Source organism: Gammaproteobacteria bacterium (ex Lamellibrachia satsuma), assembly GCA_019623805.1.
GTDB lineage: Bacteria > Pseudomonadota > Gammaproteobacteria > Chromatiales > Chromatiaceae > QGON01.
This window is the reverse complement of sequence record CP053680.1, coordinates 2,165,044-2,182,526: the sequence shown is the minus strand read 5'-3', so window position 1 is coordinate 2,182,526 and position 17,483 is coordinate 2,165,044. Positions and strand designations below refer to the sequence as shown.

At 52.3% G+C, this 17,483-nt stretch carries 16 protein-coding genes and 3 pseudogenes; 1 reads left to right on the top strand and 18 read right to left on the bottom strand.

The window, feature by feature from the left end:
* Window positions 1-42: 42 nt before the first annotated feature.
* From HPY30_09395 to HPY30_09380, 4 genes and pseudogenes are all read right to left on the bottom strand, one after another.
* Window positions 43-339, bottom strand: a pseudogene (locus HPY30_09395) (IS1182 family transposase).
* A 20-nt stretch (window positions 340-359) separates the two neighbouring features.
* On the bottom strand, window positions 360-1,607 hold the full coding sequence (locus tag HPY30_09390; GenBank protein ID QYZ66185.1) for an IS701 family transposase: 1,248 nt from the start codon (window positions 1,605-1,607) through the stop codon (window positions 360-362).
* Between the two features lie 257 nt (window positions 1,608-1,864).
* Window positions 1,865-3,073, bottom strand: a pseudogene (locus HPY30_09385) (transposase).
* Window positions 3,074-3,255: 182 nt separating this feature from the next.
* The gene (locus HPY30_09380; protein QYZ66184.1) at window positions 3,256-3,885 is read right to left on the bottom strand and encodes a hypothetical protein; all 630 of its coding nucleotides are present in this window, start codon (window positions 3,883-3,885) and stop codon (window positions 3,256-3,258) included.
* A 346-nt stretch (window positions 3,886-4,231) separates the two neighbouring features.
* On the opposite strand from HPY30_09380, the pseudogene HPY30_09375 reads away from it, so the two are divergent.
* A pseudogene (locus HPY30_09375) lies at window positions 4,232-4,570 on the top strand (site-specific integrase).
* A gap of 103 nt (window positions 4,571-4,673) precedes the next feature.
* Here HPY30_09375 and HPY30_09370 read toward each other — a convergent pair.
* From HPY30_09370 to HPY30_09305, 14 genes are all read right to left on the bottom strand, one after another.
* Window positions 4,674-6,110, bottom strand: coding sequence for a hypothetical protein (locus HPY30_09370; GenBank protein ID QYZ66183.1), 1,437 nt, complete (start codon window positions 6,108-6,110; stop codon window positions 4,674-4,676).
* 414 nt (window positions 6,111-6,524) lie between these two features.
* Entirely contained in the window at window positions 6,525-7,199 is a 675-nt protein-coding gene (locus tag HPY30_09365) for an outer membrane beta-barrel protein (GenBank protein ID QYZ66182.1), read from the bottom strand.
* Window positions 7,200-7,464: 265 nt separating this feature from the next.
* Entirely contained in the window at window positions 7,465-7,977 is a 513-nt protein-coding gene (locus tag HPY30_09360; GenBank protein QYZ66181.1) for a hypothetical protein, read from the bottom strand.
* A 183-nt stretch (window positions 7,978-8,160) separates the two neighbouring features.
* The gene (locus tag HPY30_09355) at window positions 8,161-8,613 is read right to left on the bottom strand and encodes a DedA family protein (protein ID QYZ66180.1); all 453 of its coding nucleotides are present in this window, start codon (window positions 8,611-8,613) and stop codon (window positions 8,161-8,163) included.
* Window positions 8,592-9,548, bottom strand: a complete 957-nt coding sequence (locus HPY30_09350; protein QYZ66179.1) for an oxidoreductase — start codon at window positions 9,546-9,548, stop codon at window positions 8,592-8,594. The genes HPY30_09355 and HPY30_09350 overlap by 22 nt, the downstream gene beginning before the upstream one ends.
* On the bottom strand, window positions 9,523-10,911 hold the full coding sequence (locus HPY30_09345) for an IS4 family transposase (GenBank protein QYZ66178.1): 1,389 nt from the start codon (window positions 10,909-10,911) through the stop codon (window positions 9,523-9,525). Before HPY30_09345 ends, HPY30_09350 begins: the two co-directional genes overlap by 26 nt.
* A 128-nt stretch (window positions 10,912-11,039) precedes the next feature.
* Window positions 11,040-11,411, bottom strand: a complete 372-nt coding sequence (locus HPY30_09340) for a DUF423 domain-containing protein (GenBank protein QYZ66177.1) — start codon at window positions 11,409-11,411, stop codon at window positions 11,040-11,042.
* Window positions 11,411-11,953, bottom strand: coding sequence for a hypothetical protein (locus HPY30_09335; GenBank protein ID QYZ66176.1), 543 nt, complete (start codon window positions 11,951-11,953; stop codon window positions 11,411-11,413). The genes HPY30_09340 and HPY30_09335 overlap by 1 nt, the downstream gene beginning before the upstream one ends.
* Window positions 11,954-12,023: 70 nt before the next feature.
* Window positions 12,024-12,662, bottom strand: a complete 639-nt coding sequence (locus HPY30_09330; protein QYZ66175.1) for a HEAT repeat domain-containing protein — start codon at window positions 12,660-12,662, stop codon at window positions 12,024-12,026.
* 34 nt (window positions 12,663-12,696) lie between these two features.
* Window positions 12,697-12,900 carry a SlyX family protein gene (locus HPY30_09325; protein QYZ66174.1) on the bottom strand — a complete coding sequence of 68 codons (204 nt, stop codon included), beginning with the start codon at window positions 12,898-12,900 and terminating at the stop codon, window positions 12,697-12,699.
* A gap of 1 nt (window position 12,901) precedes the next feature.
* Window positions 12,902-13,237 carry a helix-turn-helix transcriptional regulator gene (locus HPY30_09320; protein QYZ66173.1) on the bottom strand — a complete coding sequence of 112 codons (336 nt, stop codon included), beginning with the start codon at window positions 13,235-13,237 and terminating at the stop codon, window positions 12,902-12,904.
* 9 nt (window positions 13,238-13,246) lie between these two features.
* Entirely contained in the window at window positions 13,247-14,092 is an 846-nt protein-coding gene (locus tag HPY30_09315) for a response regulator (protein QYZ66172.1), read from the bottom strand.
* A 42-nt stretch (window positions 14,093-14,134) separates the two neighbouring features.
* Entirely contained in the window at window positions 14,135-16,504 is a 2,370-nt protein-coding gene (locus HPY30_09310) for a response regulator (GenBank protein ID QYZ66171.1), read from the bottom strand.
* 80 nt (window positions 16,505-16,584) lie between these two features.
* Entirely contained in the window at window positions 16,585-17,049 is a 465-nt protein-coding gene (locus HPY30_09305; protein ID QYZ66170.1) for a peroxiredoxin, read from the bottom strand.
* Window positions 17,050-17,483: the final 434 nt, after the last annotated feature.

Sequence of the window (17,483 nt, the reverse complement as noted above, 5' to 3'; positions counted from 1 at the left end):
TTCTGTCTAAATCCATCTCGTAACCGCCGCCATTTCCATCCACTAACCCCATGCCCATCCATAACGGTGAATCTTGAGGATGTTGTGTAGCATCATCATCAATTTCCATTGACCATCCACCTTGTGTTTGCCTCTAAGACTGAACCGCCGGATGCCGATGGCATCTGTGATATGACCAAACACCGGCTCCACGGTACCCAGCCTCTGGCTGTAGATATGGCGTCCTGCCACACTATCGATCTTGCGCTTCATGCGTTCGATGATGCCTGCCTTCTGCTCCTGTGTGATATCCAGTGTGACGTTGATCTGTCGGGGTGTGATCTGTTGGACGCTCCTTAGTTCTACTTTGTCAGATTCCATCACCCGGCAACCGACTGTTCCAGCGTCTGTTTTCGATATTGGGAGTCGATAGCCGCTTGTCGTTTACGATGCCGTTTCGTCATTTGCCGTAGTATTTCATCGCGTTCAATATCTCGCCGTGGCAGGAAGGCACGCAATAGCGATTCGATGTCTGAACAACTGAGTAAGGGGTGATCATCTTTTTGCACAATTCGCTCTTCGAGCATGAATAACATCGCCATCATGACCAAGGCCATATGGTGATGCCAGGATTTCCATTTACGGGCCTGATAATCAGCAAGACCTGATTCACTCTTACCATCCTGGAACGAACGCTCAACCCAGAACCGCTGCGCCTGCATCTTTGCAAGACAATGGGATGGCGTTTCTTCCGGTGCATTCGACAAGGTGTATTTAATCGTCTCCGGTGAATTGACCTCTCGTCGTACAATCAGGTGCCATTGATGTGCCTGGGCTTCTTTTCCATCCCAAAGCCAAACCCGATGATGCAGGATCTCGACGCGCAGTTTGCCCTTGCTGCTATCCCGTAATACCACTTGCTGCCACTCGCTGTCCCGTTGCTCATTGAGCCACTGGTCAACGCGCAGACGGGCTGCCTGGGCTTGCAGACGACTTCGACGACGACCGCGCGTTGTCGTGCTCTCCGGTATGAACGGCTGTGGATCTTCCAGGTAGACCTGTTGGTCTTTGTGGATGTCCACCACAAAGGTTTCACCCATCGCCTCCAAACCCCTCAGAAAAGCCGGATCCTTCCCGTATCCCCCATCTGCACCCACCCAGGCAAAACGCAGGCCAAGCGTCCTCTGATGACGCACCATCTCCAGCGCCAACTCTGACTTGCTTTGATGTTTCCGTTCAACTTCCGGGATACCCGCCTTGCGACAGCGAGCCGGGTTCGATACCCACTCTTTGGGTAGATAGAGACGTTCATCTATCAGCGTGGACAAGTGCCCTTTACCCAGTGCTGCGAATACACCAACCTGGCAGTTATCCACCTTGCCCTGGCGGCCATTCCATTGGCGTTTAACCCCCACTGAATGTTTACCCTTCTTGGCAAGGCCACTCTCATCGAGCAACAGACAGGTATCCGCGGTTCCACCCAGCCATTGATCGGCTTCCAGCGCCACTTGGTCTAACACCGCACGATGATCCCACGGGGACTCGGTGAGCATATGCTGGAGACGCTGATCATCTGCGCCTGCAACCACCTCTTCCATGCGTTCCATGTTCTTTCTCTGCGCTTGCATCAGGCCTTTGAGATAGTGTGTGACCGGTTGAAACACCGACCTCGTCTTGCTTCGAAAATGGGATTCAAAGCGGTACTGGAAACGTTGGAATCGCTCCGCTATGCGATCGATTCTACTTATGCGCGTATCAGGTAATTCAAATGACCTTGGTGCTTGTCATTTGATGCTCTTCCTTACGATGATTGCCAAGAAATTCACAGCATATATTTTATATTATTCAGTGAGTTACTTATAGATCTAATCTGACAAAGTAGAATTAGGCAGCGTACTTTCAGTGTGCAACCTGCGCAGTCCTTTTCATAGGCCTGGAACTGCATGAACAGATGGTGACCGATACGAGCCTGTTTCGCCTTGAGCCACATCGCGTGACCTGCCGGGCAGTGAGCAGTCTGTTGTTTGCGGTCGATACGAAAATCTGACTGAGTGAAGCGGGCCTGCACTTTGCGCCGGTTACGCTCAGGTTTTTCCTTGTGATCCTTGAAACGTGGGTCACGGGATCGAAAACCGGTGTCGGCCAGATAATCATCTATCCCTTCCGACTCCAGGTACTCCAGACTTTTTCTGTTGTGGTAACCGGAGTCCGCCGTGATCTTGGTCTCTCTGATCTTGGCTTGTGTCTTGGTATTTGTCTGGCTAAACGTATCGTGGATCGACTCAATGGCCGGTTTCAGCAGATCATGCTCCTGACCCTGCCCGAAGGCTTCAGCCTCAACGACAACCTGATATTGACTGTCTGCCGCTGCTACGCCGGTGTAGCCCTGGATCACACCATGCGAGGTTTTCATCTTGGCGCTTTCGTTATCAGTAATATTACTCTTCACCGCTTTGCCGCTGCTGCCTGTACGCTCGTTCTCCGATGCAAGAAAGGTCTTGATCTTGCGCGAGGCAGCGCGCAGCTTCTTGATCTGTGCCTGCTCTCTGGCGTGTATGTCCGGTAGCAGTTCCGCCACATCCTCTTCTCGATGCCGGTGTAACATGCGGCGAGCGGCACGATCAATCTTCTGCCGTTTCTTTTTTAACTCGGCATGGGTACCGCTCCACTCCTTGGAGGCATTGGAAGGCAGCTTGCAACCGTCTATGGCAAACATCTTCTTACCGATCAGGCCCAGGTCATCACACATCAGTACGACCTGACTGAAGAGATCGGCAATGGTGCTGAAATGGGGGCGCGTGTCTGCCGAAAGTGCCATGAAAATGATGTTCTCATGACAGAGTTTTTCAATCTGACGGCTGCTGGTAATGCCTTTGGAATAGGCCAGGATGACAATTTTCAGTAAGAGGCGGGGATCGTAAGCAGGACGACCGTTGTCATCGTTATGATAGTGGGACTCAAATGAAGAGAGATTGAGCTCCTGGTCGATCAACCAAGCGAGAGAATATTCAAAACTGCCAGCTAATATCTGACGATCAAAAGCCACAGGGATCATTTTCATCTGATCGTAGTTGTAGTCCTTGTACCTGGCTATGATCCAATTCCTTTAGCCTTTTACCGTGTCCCATATTTTACCGTTTTTTGGGTTTTTCTACAGCCTCAACGCCTACAATCACCCGACGCGAAGTGAGCGCAGCGACCGTAGCGGTCGGGTGTATTGTATTGATAGGCAATTGAAATAAGCCAGACATTATCTTTATAACAATGCGTTAAGTGTTACTGCTCATTGGGTTTAGGTATAAAAAGAACCGCACCACTGTTAAGTTTAATAGCATCGATATGACCGGAGTCTTTAGAAGACTCTGATATATAGTGCATATGAGTTCTCTTATTAGGGTGAGTATATACGCCTTCTCCTTTTGCGTCTGACCAAAAGCCAATTATCGTGTTGTCTTCATTTTTCTTGCTAAATTTAGCTTTTGAACGCTGATGCTCTTTTTTGTTATGAGGTTTACTATCTTGTTTATAGATAACATGGTATGTGATTGTTTCAGCCATTCCTTTAATTTTGAAGGGGAATGCCTTATCCAACGGCAGATTGTGCCTTACAGCGCGTTCTTTTATAAATTGTTCGATTTCATTCAGCGAATTTAATTCTTTACTAATTACAATTTCTTTCCATTCTTTAACACTCCCGTAAACCAAGAAAATTGCCTTATGCTTGAAGCTGGACACATCTTTTTGCTGTTTATCTTTGGTAAGTGTGCTTATTGATGGTTTACTATTGCTGATAGTTATTTCACCCTTTAAACCTTCAAGTGGGCCTACGGCAAATAGGTGATCTATATTTTCTAGATCTTGTAGGTCAATGGTTCCACTAAAATCTCCTTGTTTGATAATATTCATTCTATCGCCAGAGTGTTTAACCCAATAATTTGGACTGGCCTGTATATTGAAGGAGCAAGATAAAAGAAAACAAGAAAGTAACGATGGTATATATTTCATACTTATCTCTAAATGGTTAACGTTAATTCGAGGTGATATGCACCAAGCATAATGCCACTTATTCTCATAACTTGACGATTTCGGATGTACATCATTTTTTTGTTTGCCTAACTATATATAGGCGTCCTAAACGACGTGATAAAACACGTCAAAACTGATGACTAATCCGCCAGAATACTTTCAACCTATTGATTTTACTTCCCAACAGCATAATATAGATTACCTAAAGGATATAGGGAAATGCATCATGACTAAGGAAGGTAAACTCCGTCTGCTGGTTCGTGTTCGAAATATAATCCGAGTTAAACACTATAGTATTCGGACTGAGCAGGCATACGCCGAATGAATCCGTCGTTTTATCCTTTATCACGACAAACGCCACCCCGAGCAGATGGGCGCCAAAGAGATTGAAACCTTTCTGTCTCATCTTGCCGTCGACAGAAATGTTGCCACGTCGACTCATAATCAGGCGCTTAGTGCCATTCTCTTTCTCTACCAGGAGGTGCTCAAAAAGAACCTCCCTCGCTTGAAAGCGTCACTCGGGCAAAATAACCTCAAAGACTTCTGGCACTCCTTGGCACGATGAGATCCAATCGCTACTCTTACACCTTGAGGAAACTCATCTACTGATCGCACAAGAAAGGGGTTCATTTTTACAGAAGTGCAAAAAATAAACGCCTTCTCTCCATCTAGAAACGCTGGAGTTTTTCAGCATATTTCCCGATCTCGTCGGTGGACTTATTGCCTGGCAGGTTCAAAGCAAGATACGCGTTGAAATTATCATCAGCGGTGACTGGAAGCTGCCAGGTACCGGAGGTTTTTATGGCGGATTCGATTGCATCTGCCCTAAAATCATTGCCCGCCAATCGTGCAAAAACCCTGGCCGGGAAGAACCAGGTCTCACCGCCTCCCGGCGCCCCATCACTGAATACACCGACGACCGCGTTGTTATCGAGGACCTCGGCGAGCCGGTCAACGGCCTGCGCGAGCAATCGCCAGCCGGGGCGATAGTGTCCGCTCATGTTGTCGATGGCGATGATCTTGCCGTTGTTGGCCGTGATTCCCCCCGCTGCCTGGATGGACTTCTCGTCCACCAGGAAGGAGTGGAAGGATTTGTCCACCTTCGGATTGGGATCAAACAGTATCTCGTCGTGGCGCATTACGTATTTCAACGAATTCGGCATCTCGACCAGTTTTTGTTTGCGGTTTTTGGTGAGTACCCGTTCGCGACGGCTGATATATCTCACCTGTCGATTGTCGATCTCCAGGTTGATCTCCAGGGTATGGAAAGGGGTCAGGGTCGGCACGATACCTGGAAGCCCCGCTCCCGGGTAGGCGAAGCTGGGTTTGTTGGGGCGGTCTTTGATCTGGAAGAAGGCCTTTGCGATTCCCTGCTCGAAATGGATCGTTATGTTGTCGACGTCTAACACATCGGTCTTGTTGAAGCGGTTGTATCCACACTTCTCGATATAGGATTTGGTGGAAGGGGCTGCCTGCGGCGAGCGTGCCAGCGAATGCCTGAGCAGGAACACGGTGGCGAGCCAGGCCGTCGATTTTTCTTCCCTGAACTGCCGGTCCTGGTTCAGGAGCCATCGGGAATATTTCGTGTAGGCCGTACCCAACTCTTTCTCCATCAAGTTGCGGTTACGTCTCGCGAGGTCGTCGGAGCGCAACGGTTTTGACCACTGATAGGTATCCCCCTGCTTTATGAAGGCGGGTATCTTTCCCGAGGTCAATGCGACCTTGTCACAACGCGACGAGTTCTTCATGTAAAACTGATTTATTTCATTGAGGTCTTTGATGAACGGTGTCAGTACGCCCCAAGCGAATTGGGCCCAGCCGGCCTGGGTGACATGTCGCCGGGAGAACTGGTTACCTGGATTGGGATCGGGCGGATCTGCCAAGGCGTTGCTGTGGATAGCCTGGGAGAGAGGCACCAGGGCATTGGCCAGGGCGCCGATGCGCAGGCTCAACAGATCGGGCCGGAACTCGTCATGCTCCAGGAATCGAGTCAGATGACCGGAGACCGCCTGCAGGTGTTGTTTCGCTGCATTCAAGCCCGGGAGTTGCCCGGCCACACGATCCAGTACGAACCTTACGCCTTTGACATCATCGTTCATGCTCATGGCGTTTCCTCACTTCATGGAAGATCCCTGGGAACAGCGGAAACAGGGGGCGGAGAAAAAGATAATAATCCCTCCGCACCCTTAATCTTCCGCTTACCGAACACAAGCCCGCCCCAATAAGCTAATTACCATTAACTTAATAATAGCTTATCAGCTGATAGCTGCCCCCCTGCTGCAGACCGGTCGAGGCAATTGTGTTGACAGGCAATCTCCCACCAATTTCATCCACTTAATAAGCTGCAACGATATAGAATGTTACGCCATCAGTTAGAGAGAAATGGGTCTTTAGCGGTGATTGAACCGCACAATCAGAAAAGCATCTTTTTCGAAATATCCTGAAAAAAAGGCCTGAAGTTATTGCTCCAGGCCTTTTCCGTTTCGAGTGTTAGATCGAGATTACATTTGCACTGTCTATCAGGGAAATCGGTAGACCAGGCTCGCTGATCCAGTGTTTAGCTGGTATTGAGAATCATCCACCTCGTGACGTTCGAATTCGAACCGGTAGACGAAACGTTGTGGAAGTCCCACATCGTATTCCAAACCTGCACCGTAGCTGAGATCGCTACCGGAGCTTTCCTCCACCGAGATAAATCCGCTTTCATTCCACGTATTCTTCGACTTCCACCAGAGCAGGCCCAACTTGCCGAAGACAGTAATCCGGTCGGTCATCGGCCAGCTGCCAACTGCGGACAGGCCAAATCCAGAGGATTCGTTGACTCCGCTGACCTGCCCAGGCGCCCAGGAATCGCCACTCCCGTCAGAGGTGGCGGAGAATTCCGATTTGCCATAATCGCTGTAGGAGGCCTCTACCGCCACATTCGGAGTAACCTCGTACCCCACAAAAACCTTCGCACTCGCATCCGCTTTGTCTGTCGAGATAGACGAAACCGACCCGTCGTCCCAGTCGTCCGGCGCATCGTTGTTCGTCGCTCCCACACCGACACCCGCATAGACATCCTGACCCGCAGTTCCCTCAGGAAACAGCTCACGCGCGTGAGCACTCTGGGTGATGACGGCGGCTACAAGAAAAATAACCCAAACGGAAACCCCGCCAGCCTGGCGAAGGCGGCCTTGGACACTCTCTTTCATAAGATCCCCCAACAAAAATTTGTCACATGCCGACAACAGGCAACCCGGATAAACGGAAGACAACCAGAGCCCATGGACGACTAATAATAATTATCTGATGTCACGTCGATTCAGTATAGACCACATTCTTTATATGGCAATTTAAATCTTTTGAAAATTGATCGGCACACAGTTACCGGCGAATCGTCCTAAAGCCTGCCGGAAGTTTTCCAAATATAAAGCCGCATATTATGAACCCATCATGCGGACTTGCGCTTCTTCCATGTCACCTTATCTCCTCAATCGCAAACTTCTTCTCCATCACTTGAGGATAGATAAGGGCATAGCCCAACATCTGCCAGTGGGCAATCTCAGTCATGGCAGAAGGCACTACCTGCACAAAATCCTGGAAGTCCTGCGCCTGATAGCCGTAATCATGAGCGGCAAGGCCACAGATTTTGAACTCCACTCCCAGCTCTGAGTAATAGCGCATGCGCTCCACCAAGTCCTTGTATTTATCATAATTCCACTTCGCCAGCGTGACGATCTCCGCCCCATGGATGACTACCTTGAATGAGAGTTCTTCCGGTGAGTAGTCATAGGGTGCGGCCATCAGGGGATTCATTGTGGCACGTACCCAGTACAGCGCTGAGGCGAGATGTGCAGGATCGTTGTAATAGAATTCGAACAGAACCTTCTGGGCTGCGTAGGGTGTATTGACGACCTCCGCGCCATCCTCCTCATCTGCCATAAGCGGCAGAACAAACAGACATAAAAACAACATCAGGAATTTCTCCATGGCCGCCTCCGGAATGGAAATAGTTAACCACTCGATACTTTCATATTTAGCACCCTTTGCCCGAAAAACGACCCTTTCTATTGTCCGGTTTGTGCAAATGCTATGCGCTAATCTGGAAAGCACAGAGGTTTGAGATCTCTCCCTACGGTCGAGATGCCAGAGACGCTTTCACCCAGGCCTTGTTTAGCCCATCAGTTCATTGATGACTCCCAGCAGCACCGCATAACGCGCCGCCTTGCCAATCGATATGTAGACCAGCGCCGGCAGTATCCGCACACCACTCCAGCCCGCCGCCAGACAGAGTGGATCACCCACCACTGGCAGCCAGGAGAAGAGCAGGACGGGACCGCCGTACTTTGCTATCCGCGCCAGTGCCTTCTGTTGCCCGGCCTTCTTCAATCCCCGGCCTGGGAAGCGTTTCATCAGCCACCAGCCGATGAGCCAACTGCTGAGTCCTCCCAATGTATTTCCCAGGGTTGCCACTGTCCAAAATAGAAATGCCGAATCGGGAGTTTCGTACACCGCAAATAGCAGCATCGCCTCCGAACCACCGGGCAGTAGTGTGGAGGCGAGAAAACTTCCGATAAAAAGGGTGAGTGGCCCGGCTGGGTCCATCAGGCCTTGAACAGCCAGCAACGATGTGAGGTATGACGCTTGAAATCATCCGGAACGGTTTGGCGGGTGATATCTTCAGCATGCTCCGCAATCGCCGGATCAAGTTTGAACTTGCGCAGATTGTTGGAGAAGATAATCTCGCCGCCGGGATTAAGCAGTTGCACGCACCCCTCCAATAACTTGGGATGATCACGCTGCACATCCAGGACATCGCGCATCTTTTTTGAATTGGAGAAACTCGGCGGGTCGAGCATGATCATATCGAAACGCTCACGCTCTCTGGACAGATGCAGGTACTTGAAGACATCTTCGCGCACCAACTGATGCGATTTACCCCTGAAGCCGTTCAGTTGCAGATTGCGCTGACTCCAAGCCTGATAGGTATTGGAGAGGTCGACAGTGACCGAGCCCTCAGCACCACCCGCCGCTGCATAGACGGTAAAACTGCCGGTGTATGCAAACAGATTGAGGAAACGCCGCCCTGATGCACGCTCCCGCACCATGGCCCGTGTATTTCGGTGGTCAAGAAAGAGGCCGGTATCAAGATAGCTGTGCAGGTCGACCTCGAAGGCCAGTCCGCCCTCGTGCACAATTTTTGGCCTGCCCCAGATCCGGCTCTTCTCATACTGCGCTGCCCCTTTCTGCCGACGCCGGGTCTTGAACGCAAGCGCCTCGACCGGTAGTTCCAGCACCTCACAGATAACCCCCGCGATAGCCTTCTCCTGTACCTCGTCCAGATCATCTATTCCCTTGCGGGCAAACACCTGGGCATGCACCTGTCCCTCATACCAGTCGATGGCCAGGGGAAATTCTGGAATATCCCGATCGTAGATACGGTAACAGCTTACCTCCCGACGTTTGGCCCACTTGCTCCAGTGGCGAAAGTTTTTGCGCAGACGATTGGCAAAGGGGGTCAGATCTAAATGGCACTTACTTAAGCTTCTTGGGATGTCCATTTATCCTGACTTCCTCCCTCGCTGCATGCCTGGGTTTGACAAGTAGAGGAAAGGATTTCGCTCGTCGCTTGAGTGCCCTCGGTTCAATGCGTCCTGGTCGCTTCCCGACTTGCTGTTGTGCAATTAGGATGAACAAGCGGCCAAGTTTTTCATCATCGTAATTTCCAGGATCGCCCCGCCTCCAGGAAAGCCACAACTGCAAGGTGTGCTTGAAGCTGAGTTGGCGGGGTATCAGGTCGGCCAACAGAGCTGCCTGAGCCATCAAAAGTCTGATTAGGTTATAGGCCAACAGATAGATCCAGATCTCTTTTTCCGCCATAGCCGGAGTGCGACAACTCAATATCTCCATACCCAGGGTGGTCTTGATGTTACGCAGATCCAACTCGATCTGCCAGCGATCATGATAGAGTGTTTTCAGGGCTGTTTTGCTTGTTTGCTTCGAACAAAGCAGCGTTGTCACTAAAGTTTTTCCGCCGATATGCAGCTCCCGCACGTTCAGTGTGTCTGGTGCCTGGTCGTACGCTTCCCGGCTCATCCAGTCGGGCTTTTTCTTTGGCTTATGCAGTTCTATCAAGTGGTCACGCTGCCCCAGTCGCTGACCACGGCGAAAATCCGTACTACGTCTCCGTGCACCATGTTGTTCGAAAACACCATCCATGCCTTTTTCCTGCAATGCACACAACAGGAAATAGGTTGCGAAAAAGGCATCCCCTAATAGGATGTCACCCGCTTCCAGGGTATCCAGCATTGATCTAAGCAATGACTGCTCATCGCTTCCCTTTCCCCGGCAAGGTCCCATGGCTGTATCAAGTACTGCACCACTGGCAAGGCAAATGATGCTGACAAAGCGGCAAAGAGGAAAACCCAAACCAGGTTTTTGACTACGTGGCTGAGGATAGGCTTCCTGATTGTCCGTTGTATCAGGCAATGCAACGGTTGCCCCATCCACTAACCTGACAGGCCGTCCTCGCCAGTGCCAAGTCTCCGGGGTGGACTCGGTCATCATGCGTCCAGTGTAACGAGCCAATGTAGAAACCATTTCCATTGGTAGCCGTTTCCGTGCCCTGCAGTATGCACCCGTATGGGTGCTACAGGCTGAGAGTCCCCCCATCAATCGTTTGATTGCTGCATCATCTACCACGCTCTGACAAGAGCGATCGGCACTCATTGCCTGTGCCAGAAACATCGATAGCGTCTCAGTTGGGGGAAACAGGCGTTCCCGGTGGTCAGGTAGTAATGATTCCACTTTATCCAGGAATTCCGGGGCGGTCAGCAGGTTGAAGAACTCATAGGAGTCGCTGTTTGCAGCGTGGGCACTGATACGTTTTTGTTGATGTATACGGACGCGTTGGCTAGGATGCATTAAGGCTGGTTCCTGAATTGATTGGTGTGGGTTTGGCGATTTGCATCTTATCACCTGAACCAGCCTTTTTTTATTGTTATATCAATATGTTAGTTCTTAAGTAAGTGCCATTCGGGTCAGATCTGACATTAGCCGATACGTCGCGCCGCCAGGGCGAGTGATATCCAACCGACGATAAATGCAGTGCCGCCAATGGGGGTGACCATGCCCCACGGATTCACGCCTGTGAGGACGAGCAGATAGAGGTTGCCGGAGAAGAGCAGTATGCCGGTGATAAAAGACCAGCCGGAAATTGTTAGTGCCGTCGAACGTGTGTGAAGCGCCAGCAAGCCCACTGCCAACAGCGCCAGGCTGTGCACTCCCTGATAGTGGACACCCTTCTGGAAGACCAGCAGCATCTCTGGGGTGACCAGCTCTTTCAGACTGTGGGCGCCAAAGGCACCAATGACGACTGTCAGACAACCACTCACCGCGCCGATAAAAAGGAAATTGCGCGCCATCAATGCTGCTCCAACGACTTCAATTCCTCAAGGATGGCCAGCACCATCTTCTCAGTGGATTCGTCCAGCTTCCTGCAGAGCTTATCCGGATTCCTCTCGCCATTGATCAGCGGACGAATCACCGAAGCCAGTTGTGCCATGGGACCACCTGCCCTGCTCATCTGGTCCGCCATATCCGCGATCAGCTGCAGCGCCTGCACATTGCCGGTCGCAGCGGCATGGATCATGGATGCCAGTCCCGGCGCTGCCTGGGCCGGATCAGGTTTGGCGTTGGGATCGGGCAGGGTGGAGGGATCCTGCAACCCCCTCAGGATCGCTTCTGCGATGACCTGATCCTCCTCATCGAGGCCATTCAATATCTCTATATCCCGGCGACCGCCCATGATGCGCCGGATGGCCGCCACCAAGTCGGTCCACTCGTTATTTTCAGCCGCCTTCAGCAGCTGCTCAAATTCGACTTTGCGGTCCGGGTCAGTGCCGCTCTTTACCACTTCGTTGATAAAAAGGGCGTGCACGCTGAGTATCTGTTCGCGGCGATCCATAAAAATTCCTGATTTGTTTTCATCGTAAAAGCAGACGTAGGCCCGATCAAGCGTAGCGGATCGGGCACTCCTATGGAGAAAGCTCATTCAGAGAATCTGTTGCAATCTCTCTCACATCCGGGTGTTCATCCTGCTGTAATTTTCGCAGCACCGGAATAACCTCCGGGGTAGCAACCAGCCCAAGATAGTGGGCAATATCGGCGCGAATATTGGCCTTCGGGGAATCGGCCAATCGTACCAGGGCAGGCGCAGCAGAAGACAGCAACTCATTGCCCTGCAGATCTTCCATCACCACGCCGATGCCGATGCGTGCCGCCATCGGTGTGCCGCTATCTTCGAGCAGTGCCAACAGGCTGGTCAGGGATGCGGGATCACGCTCAATGACCTCCGCCACCTTGTGCGGGCGCTGGGTCTCAAGCAGATGAGTGAAATATTCACCAAAACCCTTGCCGCTGGCGGCCAGCTCGCACCAATGCGCCAGTTCAGACTGGCTGTGCAGCCCTTCCAACTCAAACGGCCCAATGCGGGTCCAGGGAACACTGCGCGTCCCCACCGCTTTAGCCGCTTCAGGGTGTTCCACGATATTGATCGCTTCCAGACGCCCCAGATGCCCCTCTTTGAGCAGACGACTCAGCGCTTCAAGGACCGCAGGGCAGTGTGCGCAGCCAGTGGCTAGCAGCAGCAGTGCATCAGGAGGTGTTTTGGACATGAGAACCCGGGGTGTGGAGCAAGTGAGCGCTGGCTCAGTAGTGTGGAGGCGGGGGCTCGTCGGTATGCCCTTCCAGTGGCGAAGGACTCAACGCCTGGAGACGCTGCCGCATATCCTCAATCTCCTGCTGCAGGCTGTCTATAATCTGTTGTTGATGCCCTACCGACTGGTTGAGCGACTGGATATTTTCCTCCTGAAACGCCAGCCGGGTCTCCAGTTCAATCAGCCGCGCATCCATCTTAGGACCTGGGGTAACGGTCATCGAGATTGGCGGGGCAGAGCACATTACGCATGATTCCGATGAGATCCAGCAACTGAGGATTGCGAATACGGTAGTAGATTCGATTCGCCTCCTTGCGGGAGACCACAATATTTTTGTTGCGCAGCTGCTCCAGATGCTGGGAGATATTGCTTTGGGATGTACCTGTCCTTTCAACGATCTCACCGACGGAGAGTTCACTCTCGCCCAGAGAGCAGAGTATCTTCCATCGCAGCGGGTGGGCCATCGCTTTCAAAGCGTTGGCGGTCAGGGCAGTATCTTCCTCGGTCACTTGCGGTTCGTTCGGCTCGCTCATAACTAACTCCTAAGCTGCATCCTCATCACGAATATATCCGGTCATATCTTTTGCGATGCAAATAATATGGCTGATCTTACCATCTTGATCTTTGACTGCGGTACGGGCAAAAAGTATCGGTACACGGCGCCCGTCCTTGGCGATGAAACGTGCTTCGATGCGGCTTATAGCCCCGGTACGAATGAGCGCCTCGAGCCAGGTACCGAAAAACGCCCCGGCCTGCTCCTCTTCCGCCTCTTCGAACACGTCGCTGATCCACAGGCTCCGCAGATCACTCTCTGTATAGTCGAGCATCCGGCAGGCGGCGGGATTGGCTGATTCGATCCCACCCTCGGGATTCAGCACCAGCAGGGCCTCGCCCATGTAGGTGATGATATTTTCCAGATGCAGTTTGGCGGCTGCCAGTTCTGCGGTGCGCTCCGCCACCTTCTGCTCCAGCACCCGGTTCATCTGGCGCTCTTTCTCGATGAGACGGAAGTAGGTACTGATCTTGTTGATCAGCTGGTTGTCGTCAATGGGCTTCAGTAAATAGTCCACGGCGCCCACCTCATAGCCTTTCTGCTGGAACTCTTCAGTCTTGAAGGCCGCAGTGAGAAAGATAATGGGAATGTCTTTGGTTTTTTTGCGAATCTTCAGCATCGATGCGGTCTGAAATCCGTCCATCTCCGGCATCTGCACATCCAGAATTATCAGATCGATACCCGGCACCTTGACCGCAATATCCAGGGCCTGCTGGCCGGAGGTTGCCTCAAAGATATCCACATCCATATGCCGCTCGACAAGGGTTCTGAGCGTAAACAGATTATGCTCATGATCATCGACAATCAGCAACTTGAACCCGGAGTAACGTTTCATCTCTCTTTATTATGGTCTGTCTGCTGGTGTGAAACTGGTCCGTTACAACGGCAGGTGCCGGGCAATCAACGCCTTCAACTCATCGGCATCGATCGGTTTTGGGATAAAGTCATCCGCACCTGCCTCTATACACCGCTCCCGGTCTAACGCCGTATTTTTTGCGGTGAGCGCGATTACGGCCAGATCTCTGAAACGGCCATCTTCGCGGATATGTCTGATCGTATCATAGCCATCCATCTCCGGCATCATGATGTCCATCAACACAATGGCAAATTCCGGGTCCTCTTCAAGGGTCTCCAACGCCTCCCGGCCATCCCCCGCTGCCGTGATCTCCAACCCCCAGCTTTCGAGCAGGGGCGTCAACGCCAGCAGATTGCGCAGGTCATCATCAACCAACAATACGCGCTTGCCATTGAAATCCGCCTCCCCGGTTGTTGCAGATTGCGGCAACACTGCATCCTCCGGCTCTGCCGACGGTTCCGGCTGATGTTCCTGCAATCCTGGTGCCTCGGGCTCTACATGCTCCAGCCGCGCCTCATCAATATCGGAGTGGTCGAACTCCAGCGGCAGGCAGAGGGTGAATACTGAACCCTCCCCCTCCTCACTCTCCAGCCTGATATTGCCGTCCATCAGATGGGCAAGTTCCCGGCTGATGCTCAGGCCCAGGCCGGTACCACCAAAACGACGGCTGGTGGAGCCATCAGCCTGCTTGAACGCCTCAAAGATCTCCCCGAGCTTGTCGCCAGGAATCCCGATGCCGCTATCCTCCACCCCAATACAGACTGGACAGGCGCTATCTTCGCCCTCATAGGCATGTATCGTCACTCCACCACTTTTGGTGAATTTGACCGCATTGGAGAGAAAATTCTTCAGTATCTGCCGTACCTTCTCATGATCTGAGACAAAGGATTCCGGGGCGTTCAGGGCGATATTTGCCGCTAAAGAGAGGGATTTTGCATCGAACTGGGGCTTCACAAGCTCCATCAACTCCTCGATCAAACGCCGCAGATCAATTCGTTCCAGGCTGAAACTGGCCTGCCCCGCCTCTATGCGCGAAAGATCGAGAATATTGTCGATCAGCGCTTTCAGATCTGCTCCTGCCTCATGGATCACCGAAACCTGTTTGCGCTGCGCTCCATGCAGCGCCTCCGGCCCCTCTGTAAGCATTTTGGAGAGCAGCAAAATGGAATTCAGCGGGGTGCGCAGCTCATGGCTGACATTAGCCAGAAACTCCGACTTATAGCGGTTCGACTCCTCCAGTTGACGGGCATGTTGCCGCTGCTCTTCCGAATGGTGAGTATGCGCCTCGGCCAGTACCGTCAACTGCTCACCCAGTTCGCTTACCTCCCTGGGTCCCCGCCAATGGAAGCGAACCGGCTCATCCTCACGCAATACCCGCCCGACGCCCTCCGTCAGGGTCTGGCCAAAACGGGAAACGGTCAAGGCGATCCACCTGGCTGATAACAGCACAAGCAGCGAGACGACAAAGACAATGGTAAGCACTCGCAGGACCAGCGTATTACGAAACTCGGAGAGCGGAGAAGGATCCACCGCCCGCCCAACCCAGAGCGGCCCCGAATCCTCTGTCATGAACAGCGGCACCCAGATAACCTGCTGACCGGCATCTCCCTTCCAGAGGGCCAGCTTGCCCGCCGTAAAGATCTCTTTCAGACCGGCAAAATCGGTGAAGGCGCGGGGCGTCTGGCCACCGGAGATCTGCTCCTCCAGATAGACACCGTCATTGTTGACCCAGAGTGTATTCAGGTACGCCCTGGCCATGCCGCCGACATCGATATTGGCAACCACTGCCCCAACCGTTTTGCCGAAACCTTGGGGGCCACTACCTTCGATCGGACTGATCATGCGCAGCGTCATGAAGCGCCTGGGGTCATCGTGTGCCGCTGCGGGGTTCAGGCTGATCAGACTTACCGCAACGGTTCCAAGCTCCTGCCGCATGCCCGCCTGTCTCATCTCCAGATTCGGCAGATCGGGCTGAGTGGCAGTGGGTTCCCACCGCTGAGTTCGAGAATTCCGCTCCAGCCAGAAATAGGGCCTTGCCTGATCGTCCAAAAAAAGGATCTGGATGATATCAAACTGGTCCCGCAGAACCTTGTTGATCCACCCGGTATAGTTCACTCGCGCCTTGTCGATGCGCGCCTCGCCTTCCACCCCGGATTCTCCCAACACGCCGCCCGGTTCTGGCAGTTTGGCCAGCAATCGCAACATTTCATGGCGACTGGCCAGGTGCTCATCAAGATCCCTGAAATCAGCCCGCAGATTCTGCAGATGCGCCTTATGGTAGAAGAGTTCCAGCCGGTCCAGGACAAATGGCAGATTGGAGACAACCATCACGGTCAGTGGAACCAGACCAAACAGGAAGAGAAACAGCAGAATCTGAGTGCGCAGTTTCATTCACACATCCTGCGCCAATCCAATGATGCCGGAGATCAGAGAGGGAGCATTCGCTGACCTGCACTGCATCAAAATCACGATCAGAGCGACTCGACCAACTGTAAAACCTGCCCGGCATGCCCCTTGGGTTTCACGTCATAGAGCGCTTCACGCACCACGCCCAATTTGTCAATGATGAACGTGGAACGCACGATTCCCATGCGTTTCTGGCCATGTGCCTCCTTCTCCTGCCAGACACCGAAGGCCTCACAAGCTTCCCCCTCGGGGTCCGCCAGCAAGCGCACCGTAAGCCCGTGCTTGTCGCGAAAAGAGGCGTGACTCCCGCAATTGTCACGACTGATGCCGAAAACCAGGGTATCCAGCCTTTCAAAATCCTCCATTAAATCGGACAGCTCCACTGCCTCGATCGTACAGCCCGTCGTGTCATCCTTGGGATAGAAATAGAGTACAAGGTTTTTCTTATCCAGATAATCACTGGAATCGACCATGTACATATCCGCATCAGGCAACTGAAAAGGGGGTGCCTTCTGACCAACTTGCAGCATAAATACTCCTTATTCTTCTCATTATGAAGCTGAAACTTAAGGAAGCCCTGTTTATTTGGGCCACTGTCATCCTGGCCATGGGGAGAGATCTCAAACTACAAGGCGCATAGCCAGGCTTCGGGGTATGAAATTTCTCACTGCATTCGAAATGACGTTTATCAGAGCTTCCTTTTAAGGTATAAAAAATCAGCGCGGATTATTTAGATGCCACTCAATATCCGTACTTTGCCAAACAGCGGCAGCGACTGATGCACTCTTTGTCTACCCATGAAGATAGTGAGCCAGCCATGGAACGTCAACTCCCCCACTTCTCCCAACCTTTCCGCATTTTGCTCATCTGTAACAGATGACCCCCCCCTCCCTCATCAAACAAGGTAGGCAAACTGTCGATTTCATTGCATAATCAGCCCTCTGAAAGGTCGCATCAACCTTTG